This window comes from Streptococcus sp. HMSC062D07 (assembly GCF_001814215.1).
Taxonomy (GTDB): Bacteria; Bacillota; Bacilli; order Lactobacillales; family Streptococcaceae; genus Streptococcus; species Streptococcus infantis_I.
The window spans coordinates 13,147-31,616 of record NZ_KV815330.1 but is presented as its reverse complement, the minus strand read 5'-3'; the positions used below and the strand labels follow the sequence as shown (position 1 = coordinate 31,616).

General features: G+C 39.3%; 13 protein-coding genes. 10 read left to right on the top strand and 3 right to left on the bottom strand.

Annotated features, from left to right (window positions below; translation table 11 throughout):
* Window positions 1–254: 254 nt before the first annotated feature.
* Complete coding sequence (rsmG, locus tag HMPREF2957_RS05045; protein WP_004252494.1) at window positions 255–968, bottom strand: 16S rRNA (guanine(527)-N(7))-methyltransferase RsmG; 714 nt, start codon at window positions 966–968, stop codon at window positions 255–257.
* A 94-nt stretch (window positions 969–1,062) separates the two neighbouring features.
* Between rsmG and HMPREF2957_RS05040 the strand changes: the two genes are divergently transcribed.
* Both HMPREF2957_RS05040 and htpX read left to right on the top strand, forming a co-directional pair.
* A complete protein-coding gene (locus HMPREF2957_RS05040; RefSeq protein ID WP_004252496.1) occupies window positions 1,063–1,623 on the top strand; it encodes a LemA family protein in 561 nt (186 codons plus the stop codon).
* Between the two features lies 1 nt (window position 1,624).
* Complete coding sequence (htpX, locus tag HMPREF2957_RS05035) at window positions 1,625–2,524, top strand: zinc metalloprotease HtpX (protein WP_070677892.1); 900 nt, start codon at window positions 1,625–1,627, stop codon at window positions 2,522–2,524.
* Between the two features lie 43 nt (window positions 2,525–2,567).
* Here the strand turns inward: htpX and HMPREF2957_RS05030 are convergent, their stop codons facing one another.
* Complete coding sequence (locus HMPREF2957_RS05030) at window positions 2,568–4,127, bottom strand: ATP-binding cassette domain-containing protein (RefSeq protein ID WP_083312340.1); 1,560 nt, start codon at window positions 4,125–4,127, stop codon at window positions 2,568–2,570.
* Window positions 4,128–4,372: 245 nt separating this feature from the next.
* A complete protein-coding gene (locus HMPREF2957_RS05025) occupies window positions 4,373–4,702 on the bottom strand; it encodes a helicase BlpT (protein WP_070677888.1) in 330 nt (109 codons plus the stop codon).
* Window positions 4,703–5,025: 323 nt separating this feature from the next.
* On the opposite strand from HMPREF2957_RS05025, the gene HMPREF2957_RS05020 reads away from it, so the two are divergent.
* From HMPREF2957_RS05020 to HMPREF2957_RS04985, 8 genes are all read left to right on the top strand, one after another.
* Window positions 5,026–5,295: a hypothetical protein gene (locus HMPREF2957_RS05020; protein ID WP_004252503.1), complete on the top strand. Its 270-nt coding sequence runs from the start codon at window positions 5,026–5,028 to the stop codon at window positions 5,293–5,295.
* 120 nt (window positions 5,296–5,415) lie between these two features.
* Window positions 5,416–5,958, top strand: a complete 543-nt coding sequence (locus HMPREF2957_RS05015) for a YceD family protein (protein ID WP_070677886.1) — start codon at window positions 5,416–5,418, stop codon at window positions 5,956–5,958.
* Window positions 5,959–6,588, top strand: a complete 630-nt coding sequence (nth, locus tag HMPREF2957_RS05010; protein ID WP_004252508.1) for an endonuclease III — start codon at window positions 5,959–5,961, stop codon at window positions 6,586–6,588. It begins immediately after the preceding gene.
* A 209-nt stretch (window positions 6,589–6,797) separates the two neighbouring features.
* A complete protein-coding gene (gene pyrR / locus HMPREF2957_RS05005; RefSeq protein WP_004252509.1) occupies window positions 6,798–7,319 on the top strand; it encodes a bifunctional pyr operon transcriptional regulator/uracil phosphoribosyltransferase PyrR in 522 nt (173 codons plus the stop codon).
* Window positions 7,320–7,336: 17 nt separating this feature from the next.
* Window positions 7,337–8,260: an aspartate carbamoyltransferase catalytic subunit gene (locus HMPREF2957_RS05000; RefSeq protein ID WP_070677884.1), complete on the top strand. Its 924-nt coding sequence runs from the start codon at window positions 7,337–7,339 to the stop codon at window positions 8,258–8,260.
* 49 nt (window positions 8,261–8,309) lie between these two features.
* Window positions 8,310–9,389, top strand: coding sequence for a carbamoyl phosphate synthase small subunit (locus HMPREF2957_RS04995; RefSeq protein WP_070677882.1), 1,080 nt, complete (start codon window positions 8,310–8,312; stop codon window positions 9,387–9,389).
* Between the two features lie 447 nt (window positions 9,390–9,836).
* Window positions 9,837–13,013 carry a carbamoyl-phosphate synthase large subunit gene (carB, locus tag HMPREF2957_RS04990; RefSeq protein ID WP_070677879.1) on the top strand — a complete coding sequence of 1,059 codons (3,177 nt, stop codon included), beginning with the start codon at window positions 9,837–9,839 and terminating at the stop codon, window positions 13,011–13,013.
* 380 nt (window positions 13,014–13,393) lie between these two features.
* Window positions 13,394–18,470: SspB-related isopeptide-forming adhesin (locus tag HMPREF2957_RS04985; RefSeq protein ID WP_261674146.1), on the top strand; the 5,077-nt coding region annotated here is incomplete at its 3' end.

Sequence of the window (18,470 nt, the reverse complement as noted above, 5' to 3'; positions counted from 1 at the left end):
CAGAGTAAGACATCTTTAAAACATGGTTATCCCAATATTTAAAAATTTTCATATATATCTGCGTCTTCGTCACCTCACGGGATGACATTAAAAACCTTTGCTTGTGATAGTATAGCAGAAAAAAATGATTTTGTAAATCATTTTTTCCCGAGCCTTGAAACAAGAGAGTGAGGCATGATTTTGTAAATCATTTTTTCCCGAGCAAGGAAATAAAGACGCGAGGTATAATCTTGTGAGTATCTATTTAAAATATCCTAAAGCGGGCGTTTATTTGGCATACCAGCCTTACGTGGATATTTGTTTGGAGTTTCCTTTTTCTTTTCTACAATGGTGATGTAGCGAGGGTCTCCATTAGGAAGTGTGTAGCTAAGGTTGTCCTCAACCTTGCTAAAGAGAAGGTTGAGAGCATTTTTGGCTTCTGTCAATTCCTCAGGGGCATTACTGGCTTTAAGTGCCAAAAGTTTTCCACCAACTTTAAGGTAGGGAATGGTTAACTCTGAGAGAACTTGCATGCGTGCAACTGCACGAGCTGTCACAATGTCGAATTGGGCACGGAAGTTCTTTTCTTGGGCAAAGTCTTCGGCGCGTCCATGGTAGAAATGAATCCCTTCTAAATCAAGCTCCTCAGCCAGAAGCTGAAGGAAGTTAATGCGCTTGTTCAGAGAATCAATGATGGTCACATCTAGCTGCGGGTAGAGAATCTTCATAGGAAGACTTGGGAATCCTGCACCAGCGCCAATATCCAGTAACTTAATTTCTTGGTTTTCTATCAACCCTTGTAGGATAGGAGCGATAGAATCATAAAAGTGCTTAAGATAAACCTCTTCCTTTTCTGTAATTGCAGTCAGGTTGATTTTTTGGTTCCATTCAACTAAGAGTTCGAAATAGCGCTCAAATTGAAATTTTTGCTGATCAGTAAGATTAATATTCTGTTGGTCAAGTAATGAGTAAAAAGTTTCTGGTTTCATAGTTATATCCTTCTTATATATCATCTTATTTTACCACAAAAACATGGAAATTTGATATACTTGTACTAATCTAAAAGCAGAAAGGAATAAGATTATGACTTGGATTATTCTTGGAGTTTTGGCTCTGATTGTTATTTTTGTGATTGTTAGCTATAACGGTTTGGTGAAAAATCGTATGCAGACCAAGGAGGCTTGGAGCCAAATCGATGTTCAGTTGAAGCGTCGAAATGATCTCTTACCAAATTTAATTGAAACAGTTAAAGGTTACGCTAAATACGAAAGTTCTACTCTTGAAAAGGTGACTGAACTCCGTAGACAAGTAGCTACAGCAACAACACCTGCAGAAGCCATGAAGGCCAGTGATGCACTGACACGTCAGATATCTGGTATCTTTGCGGTTGCAGAGAACTATCCTGACTTGAAGGCTAGTGGCAACTTTGCTCACTTACAAGAAGAACTGACTAACACAGAAAACAAAATATCATATTCTCGCCAACTTTATAACAGTGTCGTTAGCAACTACAATGTTAAATTAGAAACTTTTCCAAGTAATCTGGTTGCGGCTATCTTTGGCTTTAAGGCGGCGGATTTCCTTCAGACTCCAGAAGAAGAAAAGGCTGTTCCTAGAGTTGATTTTAGTGGTTTAGGTGACTAAGATGCTGTACAAACAAATCGCTAGTAATAAACGTAAAACTTGGATTCTTTTAATTGTCTTCTTTCTTTTGCTAGCCATAGTTGGTTATGCGGTTGGTTTTCTGTTCATGAACTCAGGTATCTGGGGCGTGACTGTAGCTATGATTATAGGTTTCATCTATGCCTTGACCATGATTTTTCAATCTACAGAGATTGTCATGAGCATGAATGGTGCGCGTGAAGTTGATAGGAATGAAGAACCAGTTCTCTATCATGTTGTTGAGGATATGGCTATGGTGGCGCAGATTCCTATGCCACGAGTTTATGTAATTAATGACCCGGGTTTGAATGCCTTCGCCACCGGTTCGAATCCTCAAAATGCTGCTGTTGCTGCTACGTCAGGACTTTTAGAGATCATGAATCGTGAGGAGTTAGAAGCTGTAATCGGGCATGAAGTTAGTCATATTCGCAACTTAGATATTCGAATCTCTACCATTGCTGTTGCTCTTGCCAGTGCCATCACCCTTTTATCGAGTATGGCAGGTCGTATGATGTGGTGGGGTGGAGCTAGTCGTAGTCGTAGAAGTAATGACCGTGATGGTGGAGGACTTGAAGTGATTATGTTAGTTGTTTCACTCCTAGCCATCGTTCTAGCGCCTCTTGCAGCAACTTTGGTGCAGTTAGCTATCTCTCGCCAACGAGAATTTTTAGCGGATGCTTCAAGTGTGGAATTAACACGCAATCCGCAAGGGATGATCAATGCTTTACAAAAATTAGAAAATAGTCAACCCATGAGTCATCATGTGGATGATGCTAGTAGTGCACTTTATATTAACGATCCTCAAAAACCAGGTTTCTTGAAAAAACTATTTTATACGCATCCACCTATTTCAGAACGAATTGAGCGTTTGAAACATATGTAAAAAACATCCAGGGGTTTTCCTCTGGATGTTTTATTTTAAAAAGTTAAAGATCTTGTAAATCAACTACTTCTAAACCATTTTTTGTCAAACGATAGATACTCCTACAGACTTCTTTTAAAAAACGCCTGTCATGCGAAACAGTGATGAGGCCACAAAGATAATTGGCAAAGAGTTTTCTGATTTCTGGTTGAGAAGTTGGAGAAAAATTTCGTGTGGGTTCATCCAGAAGGAGAAAGTTTGGTTTTCGCAGAACTAAATTCAAAAGAAGGAGTTTACCTTGTTGACCTCCAGATAAGGAGTGGATTTGGTGGTGCATCTCTGGATAGCTGAAATTAAGACTAGCTAAGTGAGATTGGATTTTCTGTAGTTCCTCTTTTTCCCCAGTTTGGCTGAGATAGGCTACTGGAGATAAATCCAATTGCAGTTTTTTATGGTAATCTTGTGGCATAAAGCCAAGCGAAATCTCTCTTCTGGCGCTGAGCAGTTGTTGAAACTTGACTAAAAGTGTGGATTTTCCAACACCATTTGGCCCGATGATACCGATTTTATCTTGACCACGGACTGTTAGTCGTAACTCCTGAGCTAAAATGCGCTTGCCAATGAATAAATTTTCCTTTTCCAGTTGGATTAAGACTTTAGAAGCTGCCAACGGCTCTATATCTGAGAAGAAGAGTTGGATTTGTTCCTCTTCAAGTGGCTTTTGGATCATGGACTGAGCTTCCTTTTCAAAGCGTTTTTCTTGAGAGATAACAGTTTTCATCTTTTTAGCCAATAGGCGACCAGCAGTACTGTCTTTGGTAGCTCGAAGTGCAGTTTCTACATTTTGCTTAACTCGGCGATGTTTTTCCATGGTTTTATCATAGGCTCTCTGGTCGTTAGCAGCTTGCTGACTTTGTCTGGCAAAATTAGCCTTTCTCTGCTCACTATAGCGATCATAGTCTAAATGCTCGACTAGCGTTTCCGCTTCTTTCCGATGCTTGACCAGTCGCAAGTGGACGATAGTATCAGCCGTTTGAGAAAGAAAGTCTTCATCATGGGAAATGAAAATAACTGTTTGCTTCATCTTCTGTATCTTCCTTTTTAGCCAATCAACCGTCTCAAGGTCTAGGTCATTTGAAGGTTCATCTAAAAATAGAACCTCAAAAGGTTTGGCTAACTCGTGGATGAGCTGAATTTTCAAAGCTTCACCACCCGAGAGACTACCAATTTCTTGATCACTTGCAAAACGACTGCTGTCAAAGTGTAATTCATCAGACAAGCGATAGAGAATGCTGTAGTCCAAATCTGTAGACTCTAAAAAGAAGTAGTCCTGTAAAGATTTTTTCTTCAGTTCTTCAGCTAGCTGTTGAGGAATGTAGGCCAGGGACCTAAGATCAGACTTGATTTCTCCCCTGATAGTGAAATCAGCTAATCTTTCGCCCATTAAAGTTTTAAGTAAGGTTGATTTTCCATTGCCTTCTTCGCCGATAATAGCGACCTTTTCTCCGTCTTGGATGGTGATATTTAAATCGGAAACAAGGTCTCGTAAATCTTTGTTTTGTGTGATAGTTAGATGATTGATGTTTATCATATTATTGCACTTTCTAAAATGTCTATATTGCATAACAAAAAGCTCTACTTTATCTAGTAGAGCCAATCGTCTATGTCAAAAAATCCTCTTTTAAAAAGGCTGAAAATCCACCACAAAAAAGAGTACACAAAAAGAGACAGAAACAAGATCTACTAAATAAAGGTTCTTTATTTGATAGACTTAGTTGTTCATGTCTCCCTTACCTCCGAGTATTGCTGCAATCATCATACTCTTTTTGAGAAAATTTGTCAAGATTAAGCCAGAAAATCCTCTTTTTATTAAAGACCAAAAACAGGTCCGTAAAGTGTCAATGTATGTTTAACGTGATCGTAGTGGAACTTGTCATAGTTTCTCCAAGCAGTGCGAGCTTGATCGTTTAGTTTTAGTGAGCCAAGTCCAATCAAAAGACTAGTCCGTTGGTAAAAAGTTTCCAGTTCAATTAAGATAGCGTTGTCTACTTTCTCAGCTTTTTTAAGCGCTCTGAGAATTTCGTCTATATTTTGCTGTAAGCGTAGATCATCAGGTAATCCTTGTTTACAGTTTTGTATAGTTTGATTTAATTCTGAAACGAGTTGATAGGCTTCAGCTAAAAGAACTTTGTCTTCCATATGAGCGTCCTCCTTTGCTCATGTATTGATGCCTATAGTATAGCACAAAAAATAAATTTGTCATAATAAATATATCAAAAAATAATAATTCTCTAGATAGCATAATTAAAGTCTAGAAATATTTTGAAGCAGAGGTAAAAAATTCTTAAAAATATTTGACATTTATCCGTTGACAGAGGATAATGAGTTGAAAAAAAATATTGTTATTTCTTATGATTCAACTAATTATTAGCGCCTTTTAATGGAGAAATTTTTGTTAGCCTTCTAGATAGTAGTATATAATGATAGGATGTTTACGATTAAGTTTACGAAAGTGAGTAAAGATGATTAAGATATCAATTAGTTTGTTGCTAGACGCAATTGAAGATAATGTCGATTATGAAATCATTCAATCTATTGAACTTGAAACAGATATTAGAAAAATCACTAGACAATTTCAAGGAGAAAACGGGGAATTCTTAGTTAAAGAGGAAGTATTTCAAGAGTTACCTTTTGATATCAAAACAAGGAATGAAATTATTAAACAAATAAAACAAAACAGTCAGAAAGTGGATAGAGATGACTTTGATACATTGTTACAGTTATATTATTGAGAACCTAGGGCAATGTAATTACTTTTTGAGGTCGTAACCCTATAAAGCTTACGCGTTCTATGGTACAATATATCTATACTACATAGTATAATCAAGGAAGTAAATTTTTATGGAGGAAGTATGAAATTAAATATTCAAGAAGTTCGTAAGCAGCCTGAAGGTTTGTATTTTGAGCAAACTCTAGACATGTCAGCTGACTTACGTGAGCGTAACCAAGAAATTTTAGACGTAAAAGATATTGTCGCAGTTGGGAAGGTTCAGTATGAAGACCGTATGTTTTTCCTAGATTATCAACTGTCTTATACCATCGTACTTGCTTCTAGTCGTAGTATGGAACCTGTTGAGTTAGCAGAGTCTTATCCGGTGACAGAAGTCTTCATGGAGGGAGCAACCAATCAACTAGACCAAGAAGTTCTAGATGATGACTTGGTTTTACCTATCGAAAATGGGGAAATCGACCTTGCTGAAAGTGTTTCGGACAATATCTTGCTAAATATTCCAATCAAGGTCTTAACGGCAGAAGAAGAAGCAGGTCAGGGATTTGTGTCTGGAAATGACTGGCAAATCATGACTGAGGAAGAATATCAAGCTCAACAAGCAGTCAAAAAAGAAGAAAATAGTCCTTTTGCAGGTTTACAAGGGCTGTTTGATGGAGACGAATAGATGGTTTTATCCAAGAAACGTGCCCGTCATGTCATTGAGGAAATCATAGCTCTTTTTCCAGATGCAAAACCTAGTCTAGATTTTCGCAATCATTTTGAACTCTTAGTTGCAGTTATGTTGTCTGCTCAGACGACAGATGCGGCAGTAAACAAGGCGACTCCAGCTCTTTTTGAAGCCTTCCCTACACCACAAGCCATGGCAGACGCTAGTGAGAAGGACATTGCAAAACATATTTCTCGTTTAGGTCTGTATCGAAATAAAGCAAAATTTCTTAAAAAATGTGCGCAACAGTTATTAGAAGATTTTGATGGTCAAGTTCCTCAGACTAGAGAAGAATTAGAAAGTTTGGCGGGAGTTGGGCGTAAAACAGCTAATGTAGTCATGAGTGTGGGCTTTGGAATTCCAGCTTTTGCGGTAGATACTCATGTGGAGCGCATTTGCAAACACCATGATATTGTTAAAAAATCAGCTACACCATTAGAAGTTGAAAAACGTGTCATGGATGTCTTGCCACCAGAAAAGTGGTTGGCGGCGCATCAGGCCATGATTTATTTTGGTCGTGCTATCTGTCATCCGAAAAATCCAGAATGCGAACACTATCCACAATTGTATGATTTTAGTTCATTATAAGGTCAAACATTGAATGTTTTTACTTGCTTTGAACTGGGCTTTGTGATATAGTAAGAACAATAAAATATTCCTTTAAACCTGTCCCGTGAGGCAGGCAAGGAGCTCGATAAAGTAGAAGAGTAAGTCTATGCTGTTTCCAGTATGGCTCGCTTAATGATACATTCTCAAGTCTCCTTGTTTAAGGAGACTTTTCTTTTTGGAGGTTTGTCATGAAGACAAAAGAAGTTGTAGACGAATTAACCGTCAAGCGAGCAATTACGCGTATCACTTATGAAATTATCGAACGCAACAAAGATTTGAACAAAATCATTTTAGCGGGAATTAAAACACGTGGTGTCTTTATCGCCCACCGCATCCAAGAGCGCTTGGAACAATTGGAAAACATCTCTGTTCCCGTTGTAGAATTAGATACCAAACCTTACCGTGACGATGTCAAAAGTGGTGAAGATACTTCCTTGATTTCTGTTGATGTGACAGACCGCGAAGTTATCTTGGTGGATGATGTTCTTTACACAGGTCGTACAATTCGTGCCGCTATCGATAACATTGTCGGACATGGTCGCCCTGCCCGTGTGAGTCTAGCAGTATTAGTGGACCGTGGGCACAGAGAATTGCCAATTCGTCCAGATTACGTTGGGAAAAATATTCCAACTAGTCGTTCTGAAGAAATCATCGTTGAGATGACGGAACTTGATGGCCAAGATAGAGTTTTGATTACTGAAGAAGCTTAAAAGCTAAAGGAGTAGCCATGTCAGAAAATCAACAAGCACTCAAACATGTGGTGTCCATGGAAGATCTTACTGTAGATCAGGTTATAAAATTGATTAAACGAGGGATCGAGTTTAAAAATGGAGCCCAGTTGCCCTACGAAGACCATCCCATTGTTTCCAACCTTTTCTTTGAAAATTCGACAAGAACGCATAAATCCTTCGAAGTTGCAGAGATTAAACTGGGATTGGAACGACTTGACTTTGATGTGAATACAAGCTCTGTAAACAAGGGTGAGACACTCTATGATACAATCTTGACCCTGTCTGCACTTGGTGTAGATATCTGTGTTATTCGGCACCCAGAGGTTGATTATTACAGGGAATTGATTGCGAGCCCAACCATTATGACATCGATTATCAATGGTGGTGATGGCTCAGGGCAACATCCTAGTCAGAGTCTGCTTGATTTGATGACAATTTACGAAGAATTTGGCCGTTTTGAAGGGCTCAAGGTTGCCATTGCTGGTGACTTGGACCATTCACGTGTTGCCAAGTCCAATATGCAGATTTTGAAACGTTTAGGTGCTGAACTTTACTTTGCAGGACCTGAGGAATGGAGAAGTCAAGAATTTGCAGATTATGGTCAGTTTGTAACTATTGACGAGATTGTTGACCAGGTGGATGTTCTGATGTTGCTTCGAGTTCAACATGAACGCCACGAAAGTGGAGCAGTCTTCTCAAAAGAAGAGTATCATGCTCAACATGGCTTGAACCAAGAACGCTATAATCGCTTAAAAGAAGAAGCAGTCATTATGCATCCGGCTCCTGTGAATCGGGATGTGGAAATTGCCGATCATCTTGTTGAAGCACCAAAATCACGTATTGTTCAGCAGATGACCAACGGTGTATTTGTAAGAATGGCTATTTTAGAATCCGTATTGGCAAGTAGAAAAGCCAAATAAGACACAAAACGTTAAAAGACGCCAGTGAGCGTCCACGAGAGGTGAAAATATGACAAAAAGACTTCTAGTTTTAGAAGATGGCACAGTTTTTGAAGGAAAGGCCTTCGGTGCAGATATTGATGTAACAGGGGAAATCGTCTTTAACACAGGGATGACAGGATATCAAGAATCCATTACAGACCAATCTTATAATGGACAAATCTTGACCTTCACGTATCCACTAGTAGGGAATTATGGAGTTAACCGTGATGACTACGAGTCTATCAGTCCTACTTGTAAGGGAGTTGTGGTTTTCGAAGAGGCTCGTAGAGCCAGCAACTGGCGCAACCAAATGACCTTGGATGAATTCCTGAAAGCTAAGAAGATTCCTGGAATTTCAGGCATTGACACTCGAGCTCTTACAAAGATTATTCGTAAACATGGTACCATGAGAGCGACTCTAACACATGCTGGCGATAGTATGGATCACATTGCAGATCAACTTCAAGCAACTGTCTTACCGACTGATAATATCAGACAAGTTTCTACAAAGACTGCTTATCCGGCTCCAGGAGTTGGCTTGAGCGTTGTTTTAGTAGACTTCGGTCTTAAACACTCTATTTTACGAGAGCTATCTAAACGTGATTGTAACGTGACTGTAGTTCCATACACAACTACGGCTGAGGAAATCTTGCATTTAAACCCTGACGGAGTTATGTTGTCAAATGGTCCTGGAAATCCAGAAGATGTACCAGAAGCTCTTGAGATGATCCGTGGTATTCTCGGGAAAATTCCAATCTTTGGTATCTGTATGGGGCACCAGCTCTTTGCAATGGCAAATGGTGCTAAGACCTATAAAATGAAGTTTGGTCACCGTGGTTTTAACCATGCTGTTCGTGAAATTGCAACTGGGCGCGTGGACTTCACAAGTCAAAATCATGGTTATGCAGTTAACCGTGAGGATTTACCAGAGCACTTAATCATCACGCACGAAGAAATCAATGACAAGTCAGTTGAAGGCGTACGTCACAGATATCTACCAGGTTTCTCTGTGCAATTCCACCCAGACGCAGCTCCTGGGCCACATGATGCAAGTTATCTATTTGATGAGTTCATCGAGATGATGGAAGCTTTCAAACAAGCAAACTAAAGACGAGTGAAAAATCGTCGGAGAATTTATGTAACTGAACACGATCGGAAAGCTCAGAATTTAGAGAACCCAACTCGGATTGTCAATCCTTCCTTGGTTTCCTAAAATTCAATCGCTTTCTATTCGTCCTTTGTATCTTATTTAATGTCGCCCTGTGAGGCGACGAATAGAAAGGCAGGTCGTTTCTTTTAGTCGCTATCAGGCGAACTAAAAACTCCCTGCACTAGATTTTTTATCGAAAGATATCGTTTCTCTAAAAAATCGTCGGAGAATTTATTTAATGTCGCTCTGTGAGGCGACGAATAGAAAGGAGAAGATACATTGTTCGCGGAAGTGAACACGCCCTAAGAACTGTGTGAAAAAGATAAACATTGATTTGACGCTGAAGGCGTCTGCACCAAGTTTCCTATTTTCACTGTGTTCTTGACGGGCTTTGTATCATAAACTATGCCTAAACGTACTGATATTCAAAAAATTATGGTGATTGGTTCTGGTCCGATTATTATTGGTCAGGCTGCTGAGTTTGACTATGCTGGGACTCAGGCTTGCTTGTCTTTGAAAGAGGAAGGGTATGAGGTTGTCTTAGTAAACTCAAACCCTGCAACTATCATGACTGATAAGGAAATTGCAGACAAGGTTTATATCGAACCGATTACACTTGAGTTTGTGACTCGTATTCTCCGTAAAGAACGTCCAGATGCCTTGCTTCCAACACTTGGTGGGCAAACAGGGCTTAACATGGCCATGGAATTGTCTAAAAATGGTATCTTGGATGAGCTTGGAGTAGAACTTCTCGGGACTAAACTGTCTGCCATCGACCAAGCGGAGGACCGAGATCTCTTTAAACAATTGATGGAAGAATTGAATCAACCTATTCCAGAATCTGAAATTGTCAACACAGTTGAGGGAGCAGTTGCCTTTGCAGCAACTATTGGCTACCCAGTTATCGTCCGTCCAGCCTTTACTCTAGGTGGTACTGGTGGTGGTATGTGTGCCAATGAGGAAGAATTGCGTGAAATTGCTGAAAATGGTTTGAAGTTGTCACCTGTTACCCAGTGTTTGATTGAACGTTCCATTGCCGGTTTCAAGGAAATTGAGTATGAAGTCATGCGTGACTCAGCTGATAATGCCCTTGTTGTTTGTAACATGGAAAACTTTGACCCTGTCGGGATTCACACAGGGGACTCTATCGTATTTGCCCCTGCGCAAACCATGTCCGACTATGAAAACCAAATGCTTCGTGATGCTAGCTTAAGCATTATCCGCGCTCTCAAGATTGAAGGCGGATGTAATGTTCAGCTTGCTCTTGATCCACACAGCTTTAAGTACTATGTCATCGAAGTAAATCCTCGTGTATCTCGTTCTTCAGCTCTTGCTTCTAAGGCAACAGGTTATCCAATTGCTAAATTGGCTGCTAAGATTGCGGTAGGGTTGACCTTGGATGAAGTTATTAACCCAGTTACAGGTTCAACCTATGCTATGTTTGAACCAGCCCTTGACTATGTGGTGGCTAAGATTCCACGTTTCCCATTTGATAAGTTTGAAAAAGGGGAACGTCGTCTTGGTACCCAGATGAAAGCAACTGGAGAAGTTATGGCCATCGGTCGGAACATCGAGGAATCTCTCCTTAAAGCTTGTCGCTCTCTAGAAATTGGGGTTCATCATAATGAAATGCCTGAGCTTGCAGATGTTTCAGATGATGCCTTGATTGAAAAAGTTGTCAAGGCTCAAGATGACCGTCTCTTCTACGTATCAGAAGCTATTCGTCGTGGTTATACACCTGAGGAAATTGCTGAGCTTACAAAAATCGATATCTTCTATCTGGATAAACTTTTGCATATCTTTGAAATTGAGCAAGAATTAGGTTCTCATCCACAAGATCTAGTAGCTCTAAAAACAGCAAAACTCAATGGTTTCTCAGATTGTAAAATCGCTGAACTCTGGAACACTACATCTGATCAAGTTCGCCAACTTCGTTTAGAAAACAAGATTGTCCCGGTTTACAAGATGGTAGATACTTGTGCCGCAGAATTTGAATCAGAAACTCCGTACTTCTACTCAACGTATGGTTGGGAAAATGAATCAATCAAGTCTGATAAGGAATCTGTACTTGTCCTAGGTTCTGGTCCAATCCGTATCGGTCAAGGGGTAGAGTTTGACTACGCAACTGTTCACTCTGTTAAGGCAATCCAAGCTGCTGGCTACGAAGCCATCATTATGAACTCAAACCCAGAGACAGTGTCAACAGACTTCTCTGTATCTGATAAACTCTACTTTGAACCATTAACGTTCGAAGATGTTATGAATGTTATCGACTTAGAGCAACCAAAAGGTGTTATTGTTCAGTTCGGTGGTCAAACAGCTATCAACCTAGCTGAGCCATTAGCAAAAGCTGGTGTGACTATCCTTGGTACTCAAGTTGCGGACTTGGATCGTGCGGAAGACCGTGACCTCTTCGAACAAGCCCTCAAAGAATTGGATATTCCACAACCTCCTGGACAAACAGCAACCAATGAAGAAGAAGCAGTACTTGCTGCACGTAAAATTGGTTTCCCAGTTCTCGTTCGCCCTTCATATGTCTTGGGTGGACGTGCTATGGAAATCGTTGAGAATGAAGATGATCTTCGATCTTACATGCGAACTGCTGTTAAGGCTAGTCCAGACCACCCAGTTCTTGTCGACTCTTATATCGTTGGGCAAGAGTGCGAAGTTGATGCTATTTCAGACGGACAAAATGTCCTCATTCCTGGTATCATGGAGCATATCGAACGCGCTGGTGTCCATTCAGGTGACTCCATGGCGGTTTATCCTCCTCAAACCTTGTCGCAAAAAGTGCAAGAAACGATTGCAGACTACACCAAACGCCTAGCAATCGGCCTCAACTGTCTTGGTATGATGAACATTCAGTTTGTTATCAAGGATGAGAAAGTCTACGTTATCGAAGTAAACCCTCGTGCCAGCCGTACTGTTCCATTCCTTTCAAAAGTAACCAACATCCCTATGGCACAGGTAGCGACTAAGTTGATTCTTGGTCAAAGTCTTGAAGAGCTTGGTTACCAAGATGGACTTTACCCAGAAAGCAGTCGTGTTCATATCAAGGCGCCAGTCTTCTCCTTTACTAAGCTCGCGAAAGTAGATAGCTTGCTCGGACCTGAAATGAAGTCAACAGGGGAAGTCATGGGTTCTGATACCACTCTTGAAAAAGCTCTCTACAAGGCCTTTGAAGCTTCTTATCTTCACTTACCAACCTTCGGTAATGTTGTCTTCACTATCGCAGATGATGCAAAAGAAGAAGCACTAGATTTGGCTCGTCGTTTCCAAAATATTGGCTACGGAATCCTTGCTACTGAAGGAACTGCAGAGTTCTTTGCAAGTCATGGATTGCAGGCACAAGTCGTTGGAAAGATTGGTGATGATGAACACGATATTCCAAGCTACGTCCGCAAAGGAAAAATTCAAGCAATCATCAATACAGTTGGTACCAAACGGACAGCTGATGAAGATGGTGAGCAAATCAGACGTTCAGCAATTGAACATGGAGTTCCTCTCTTTACAGCTTTGGATACAGCAGATGCAATGTTAAAAGTACTAGAAAGCAGAAGTTTTGTTACAGAAGCGATTTAATAAAAAAAGATTCTCATTTGAGAATCTTTTTTTATTATGAAAGCGTTGCTATCATTTTTCACAAATAATTAAATGCAAAACCTGGACCTAATTAAATATATAAAAATAGTATAATTTTAAATTAATTAATTTTAAAAGATAGACATAATATAGGATAGTGCACATTTACATATAATTATATATAACAAATCACAGGGTGTTAAAATGGCCTAAAATATAATAAAGTAAACGATTTCAGAAGCACATAATTATTTGAAGTTAGGTCAGACTTATGGTATGATATAAGGGCTAAAGTTAGAGAAAAATATTGTATTCTAGATTCAAATATAGTATAATTCTTCTGCTGATAGTAAAATAATTTAAAAGGAGAACTTATCAAAATGATAAGAAAGGAACAACAACGTTTTTCTTTGAGGAAATATAAGGTAGGTGTTGCATCCGTATTTTTGGGAACAACTCTTAGTTTTATGTTAGCAAATGGAGGTGCGGTAAAAGCTTCTGAACTTCCTACACAACCAAGTTCTGAAGAAAAAACAGAGTTGGTGAAAAAGGAAAGTAGCGAGGATTCCTCTAAAAAGGAACAGAATATTGTAGAAAATGTTGCAACAACTGAGCTTGTTGAGACAAATAAGCTTGAAGAAGTAAAAGCAGCTTCTGAAGTTAAAACAGAAGAAGCTAAATCTGAACCAGTGTCTTCAGAAAAAGCAGAAGAAGTAAAACCTGCTTCAACTGAGACTGAGGTTGCTAATAAGGAAACTGCTAAGCCGGTTGAAAAAGCAGAAGAAGCAAAACCAGCAGCAACTGAAGTAAAACCAGCTACAGACGAATCAAACAAACCAAGAGTACGTAATCGTCGTGCTACAACGGAAGATGCAGTTACTGGAGATCACAACACTAAACCAGTAAGTGTTAGTACATATCTAAAAGATGGTGAAACAGTTGATCCAACTATACAAAATCCAAATGGAGCTACGGTTGGGTCTCAAACTGTACCAGCTGGATATGCAAGAAAAGAAGGTGATTACTATACATATAGTATCGTAGACCTTACTCGCTTCAACGAACGTTACAACACAAAATATTACTCTCGTGCTTATAAGAGATTTGATGATTCTACAGATACAGTTGTTGAATTGATTGATAAAACGACTGGTAATGTAGTAGAAACTAGAACGATTACTGCATCAAGTGGTATTCAAAAATTTACAACTACTGCGACTGCATCGAGGGGAGAGTTAACTTATCAAGTAGATTATGATAAAGGGACACCTGCTAGTAAAGCTGAACCAGCTCAACCATTCCTGCAATACGGTTATGAAGTTGGCGCAAGTATCCAAGCTTTAGTCGCTTCTGGTCACAACCTTACTCCAGATGAGCAAAAATTATACGATGCTGTATATGCTGCTCGTACATCAACAGACATTATTAACGTTGTAGAACCAGCTTATAATGGTCGTACAATTACGGATACTAATAGTAAGATCCCACGTTTTGTTAATAAAACAACTTACTATCGAGTAGTTGACAAAAACAATGCGACATTTAACGCCAATAAAACAGATAAAACTGTTCAAGACTACGTTCCAAATGGCAATGAAGAAGATTTGGCTAGATATACCACTAAAGCCATGGAAGGACAAAACTTCACAGCATCTGGTGAGCGTCAATTTGACGGCTACAAATTGTATCAAACGGCAGATCCAGATTCAACATCTGGTTATGTAAGCCGCCCTTATACTGTTGGTACCAAATTCATGGACGCTGAGCGTGCAGGAATTAAACGGATTAAAGAAATTGTAGACGAAGACGGATCAGTAGTCGTTCGTGTTTATCTTCTAGATCCAAAACAACAAAGCAAACGTTCTGACGGTAGCTTGAGCACTGATGGCTACATGTTGCTAGCAGAAACGAAACCGATTAAACCTGGTGATTATAACAAACAAGAATTGAATGTTAAGAAATCACCTCTTAACACCATTCCTTTCACAGATAGTAAAGGTGTAAACTATGCAAATGGTAAGGAAATTCCATTTGACTTCCAAAAAGCTGCAGGATATACACCGTATAAGACTGTCTTTGTTCCATTCTTGGGAGATAACATTGGTCACCTTTCTCCTAATGAACAATTGGTTCGTGGAGTAAATGGTATCGGTACAAACGTTGACTTGCTCAACTCATTGACACCGTACAAACAACCTATTTACTATTACGTGAAACAAGAACCAGCTGAAGTAATTCCTGAAGTTGAAAAACAATTGGACGGACGTGTCTTGACAGACGGCGAGTTTACTTTCAAATTAACAGAAGAGAAAAGTACTCCTGATAAGCACGAAGAGACTGTTACCAACAAGGATGGAAAAGCTACATTCAGCAAACTTACCTTTAACAAAGCTGGTACTTATAAATACAAGATCACTGAACAAAAGGGTTCTGATACAGACGTTGATTACGACGCAATGACTGTTACCATGACCGTTACTGTAACTGAGAATTCTAAAGGTGACCTAGGAGCTACAGTTAAATACAGTGCTGAAGGTGGATTCAAATCAAGTGATGATGATAAAATCTTCAACAACTATGTTGTAGCACCAGTAAAAGTTAAATTTGACTTCACGAAAAAATTGGCTGGACGCGATCTTAAAGATGGAGAATTCAACTTCGTTCTTAAAAATTCTGATGGTCAAGAAGTTGAGACTGTAGCCAACAAAAAGGATGGAACTGTAACATTCACAGAAATAGCGTTTGACAACTCTAAAGTTGGCACACATACCTATACTGTAGAAGAAGTTGTACCTGCAGCTAAAGAAGCTGGAATGGTTTACGATTCTATGAAGGCTACGATTACTGTAGAAGTTTCTAAAAAAGGTCACACATTAACAACAGTAACTAACGTAGTTTCTGCTGGCGGTGTGGACGATAATGGAGCATCAACTGATGGTAGTGAAGATAAAGTATTCAACAACAAGATTACTCCTCCAGAAACGCCTGTATTCCAACCAGAAAAATTTGTACTTAACAAAGAAAAGTATGACATCACTGGTACTAAATTAGTCGATGATGACAACGAATTGACTAATGAGTATACAGAAACCAATGCTGATCCGTACGCTGATAAAACTACTAATAACGAAGCAGAAAACATCAATACTAAGACAGTTGAACGTGGCGATAAATTAGTTTACCAAGTATGGTTAGATACTAGAAACTTCTCAGATAAGAACAATATCCAATCTGTTGGTATTTCTGATACATATGATGCTGAAAAAGTAACAGTTAACGCTGCTGACATCAAAGCTTATGACAGTGTAACTGGCCAAGATGTAACTGATAAGTTTGACATTAAGGTTGAAAATGCTGTAATCACAGCAACTTCCAAGTCTTCTATGAACAAGTCTTTAGGTGATGCGGATAATACTCAAGTTATCGACACAACTAAATTCGAGTTTGGTCGCTACTATAAATTCGATATCCCAGCCACTGTTAAAGACACAGTTAAGGCAGGAGCTGATATTGAAAATAAAGCCAACCAAATCGTTCATGTTTACAACCCAGTAAGTAAATCTGTAGAAACACCTGAAAAACCAACTCAAAAACGTGTGAATAGTGTACCAATTACTGCAGAATTCAACTTCACAAAACGTTTGGAAGGTCGTGAGCTTAAAACTGGCGAATTTACATTTGAGTTGAAAGACAGCGACGATGTTGTGATTGCGACTGCAACCAACGATGCAGATGGTAAGATTAAATTCTCTCCAGTAGAGTACACAAATAAAGCTGGTGAAAAAGTCACTGCCCTTAAATACAAGAAGGGTCAAGAAGGTACTTATACTTACTCTGTAACAGAGGTGAAAGGTACAGACGCAACTGTCACTTACGATACTATGAAGGCAGAAGTAACTGTAACAGTATCACACGATGGAACAGCAAAAGCATTGATTGCTAACGTAACTGAACCAACTGACAAAGAGTTCAACAATACAGTAACTCCTCCAACAGAACCTAAGTTCCAACCAGAGAAGTATGTATTGAATGAAGCAAAATACTCAATCACTGATAACAAACTTCTTGATGATGATTCTGAGTTGACTGATAAATATGGTGAAACAAATACTGATCCATATGTTGATGGAACTTCAAACAACGAAGCAGCAAACATCAATACCAAGACTGTTAACCGCGGAGATAAGATCTACTATCAAGTATGGTTGGATACAACTAAATTCTCAGCAACTAACAAAGAAAACGTTCAATCAGTAGGAATCACTGATGACTTCGATGAAACGAAGGTTGATGTCGTTGCTTCTAAAATTAAAGCTTACGATTCAGTAACTGGTGACGATGTAACAAACAAATTCGACATCAAGGTTGAAAATGGTGTGATGACTGCAACTCTTAAATCTGGCTTCACGAAGTCATTGGGTGATGCAGAAAAAACTCAAATCATTGACACAACAAAATTTGCATTTGAACGTTACTACAAATTTGATATCCCAGCAACTGTTAAAGCAGACGTTGCAGGTGGAGTAGACATCGAAAATACTGCGGCTCAAGTAGTGAACTACTACAACCCATCTACGAAGAAAGTTGAAAAACCAAGCAAACCAACTGAAAAACGTGTAAACTCAGTACCAATCTCTATTGAATTCAACTTCACTAAACGTCTAGAAGGACGTGAATTGAAAGAGAACGAATTCAGCTTTGTATTGAAAGATTCAAATGGTAAAGAAGTTGAAACTGTAACCAACGACAAAGATGGTAATGTGAAATTCTCAGCTCTTACATTCAAGAAGGGTCAAGAAGGCGTACACAACTACACTGTTGAAGAGGTTGCAGGTACAGATGCTACTGTGACATACGACACAATGAAAGCAACTGTAACCATCACAGTTAAACATGACGGAACAGCTAAAGCTTTAGTAGCTAAACTTGGCGATATCGCTGATAAAGAGTTTAACAACGTGGTAACACCACCAACTGAACCTAAGTTCCAACCAGAGAAATACGTTGTAACTGAAGAGAAATACTCAATTACTGACAACAAGCTTCTCGATGATGATTCTGAGTTGGCAGACAAGTACGGAGATACCAATAAAGATCCATACGCAGATAAGACTGACAACAACGAAGCAGAAAACTTGAATACTAAGACTGTGAAACCTGGTGCGAAATTGGTTTACCAAGTATGGCTTGATACAACTAAATTCGACGCTAACAACAAGGATAACATCCAATCAGTAAGTATTTCTGATGACTTCGATGAAACGAAGGTTAATGTAGACTCTTCAGCTATCAAGGCTTACGATTCAGTAACTGGTTCGGATGTGACTGACAAGTTCGACATCACAGTTGAAGCTGGTGTTATGACCGCAACGCTTAAAGCTGGTTTCACGAAGTCACTTGGAGACGCAGACAATACACAAATCATCGACACAACTAAATTCGAGTTTGGTCGCTACT

What these genes read in the sequence shown, in the direction of transcription:
- rsmG (WP_004252494.1), bottom strand. Translation starts at nt 968, where the DNA reads ATGAAACCAGAAACTTTTTACTCATTACTTGACCAACAGAATATTAAT.
- HMPREF2957_RS05040 (WP_004252496.1), top strand. Translation starts at nt 1,063, where the DNA reads ATGACTTGGATTATTCTTGGAGTTTTGGCTCTGATTGTTATTTTTGTG.
- htpX (WP_070677892.1), top strand. Translation starts at nt 1,625, where the DNA reads ATGCTGTACAAACAAATCGCTAGTAATAAACGTAAAACTTGGATTCTT.
- HMPREF2957_RS05030 (WP_083312340.1), bottom strand. Translation starts at nt 4,127, where the DNA reads ATGCAATATAGACATTTTAGAAAGTGCAATAATATGATAAACATCAAT.
- HMPREF2957_RS05025 (WP_070677888.1), bottom strand. Translation starts at nt 4,702, where the DNA reads ATGGAAGACAAAGTTCTTTTAGCTGAAGCCTATCAACTCGTTTCAGAA.
- HMPREF2957_RS05020 (WP_004252503.1), top strand. Translation starts at nt 5,026, where the DNA reads ATGATTAAGATATCAATTAGTTTGTTGCTAGACGCAATTGAAGATAAT.
- HMPREF2957_RS05015 (WP_070677886.1), top strand. Translation starts at nt 5,416, where the DNA reads ATGAAATTAAATATTCAAGAAGTTCGTAAGCAGCCTGAAGGTTTGTAT.
- nth (WP_004252508.1), top strand. Translation starts at nt 5,959, where the DNA reads ATGGTTTTATCCAAGAAACGTGCCCGTCATGTCATTGAGGAAATCATA.
- pyrR (WP_004252509.1), top strand. Translation starts at nt 6,798, where the DNA reads ATGAAGACAAAAGAAGTTGTAGACGAATTAACCGTCAAGCGAGCAATT.
- HMPREF2957_RS05000 (WP_070677884.1), top strand. Translation starts at nt 7,337, where the DNA reads ATGTCAGAAAATCAACAAGCACTCAAACATGTGGTGTCCATGGAAGAT.
- HMPREF2957_RS04995 (WP_070677882.1), top strand. Translation starts at nt 8,310, where the DNA reads ATGACAAAAAGACTTCTAGTTTTAGAAGATGGCACAGTTTTTGAAGGA.
- carB (WP_070677879.1), top strand. Translation starts at nt 9,837, where the DNA reads ATGCCTAAACGTACTGATATTCAAAAAATTATGGTGATTGGTTCTGGT.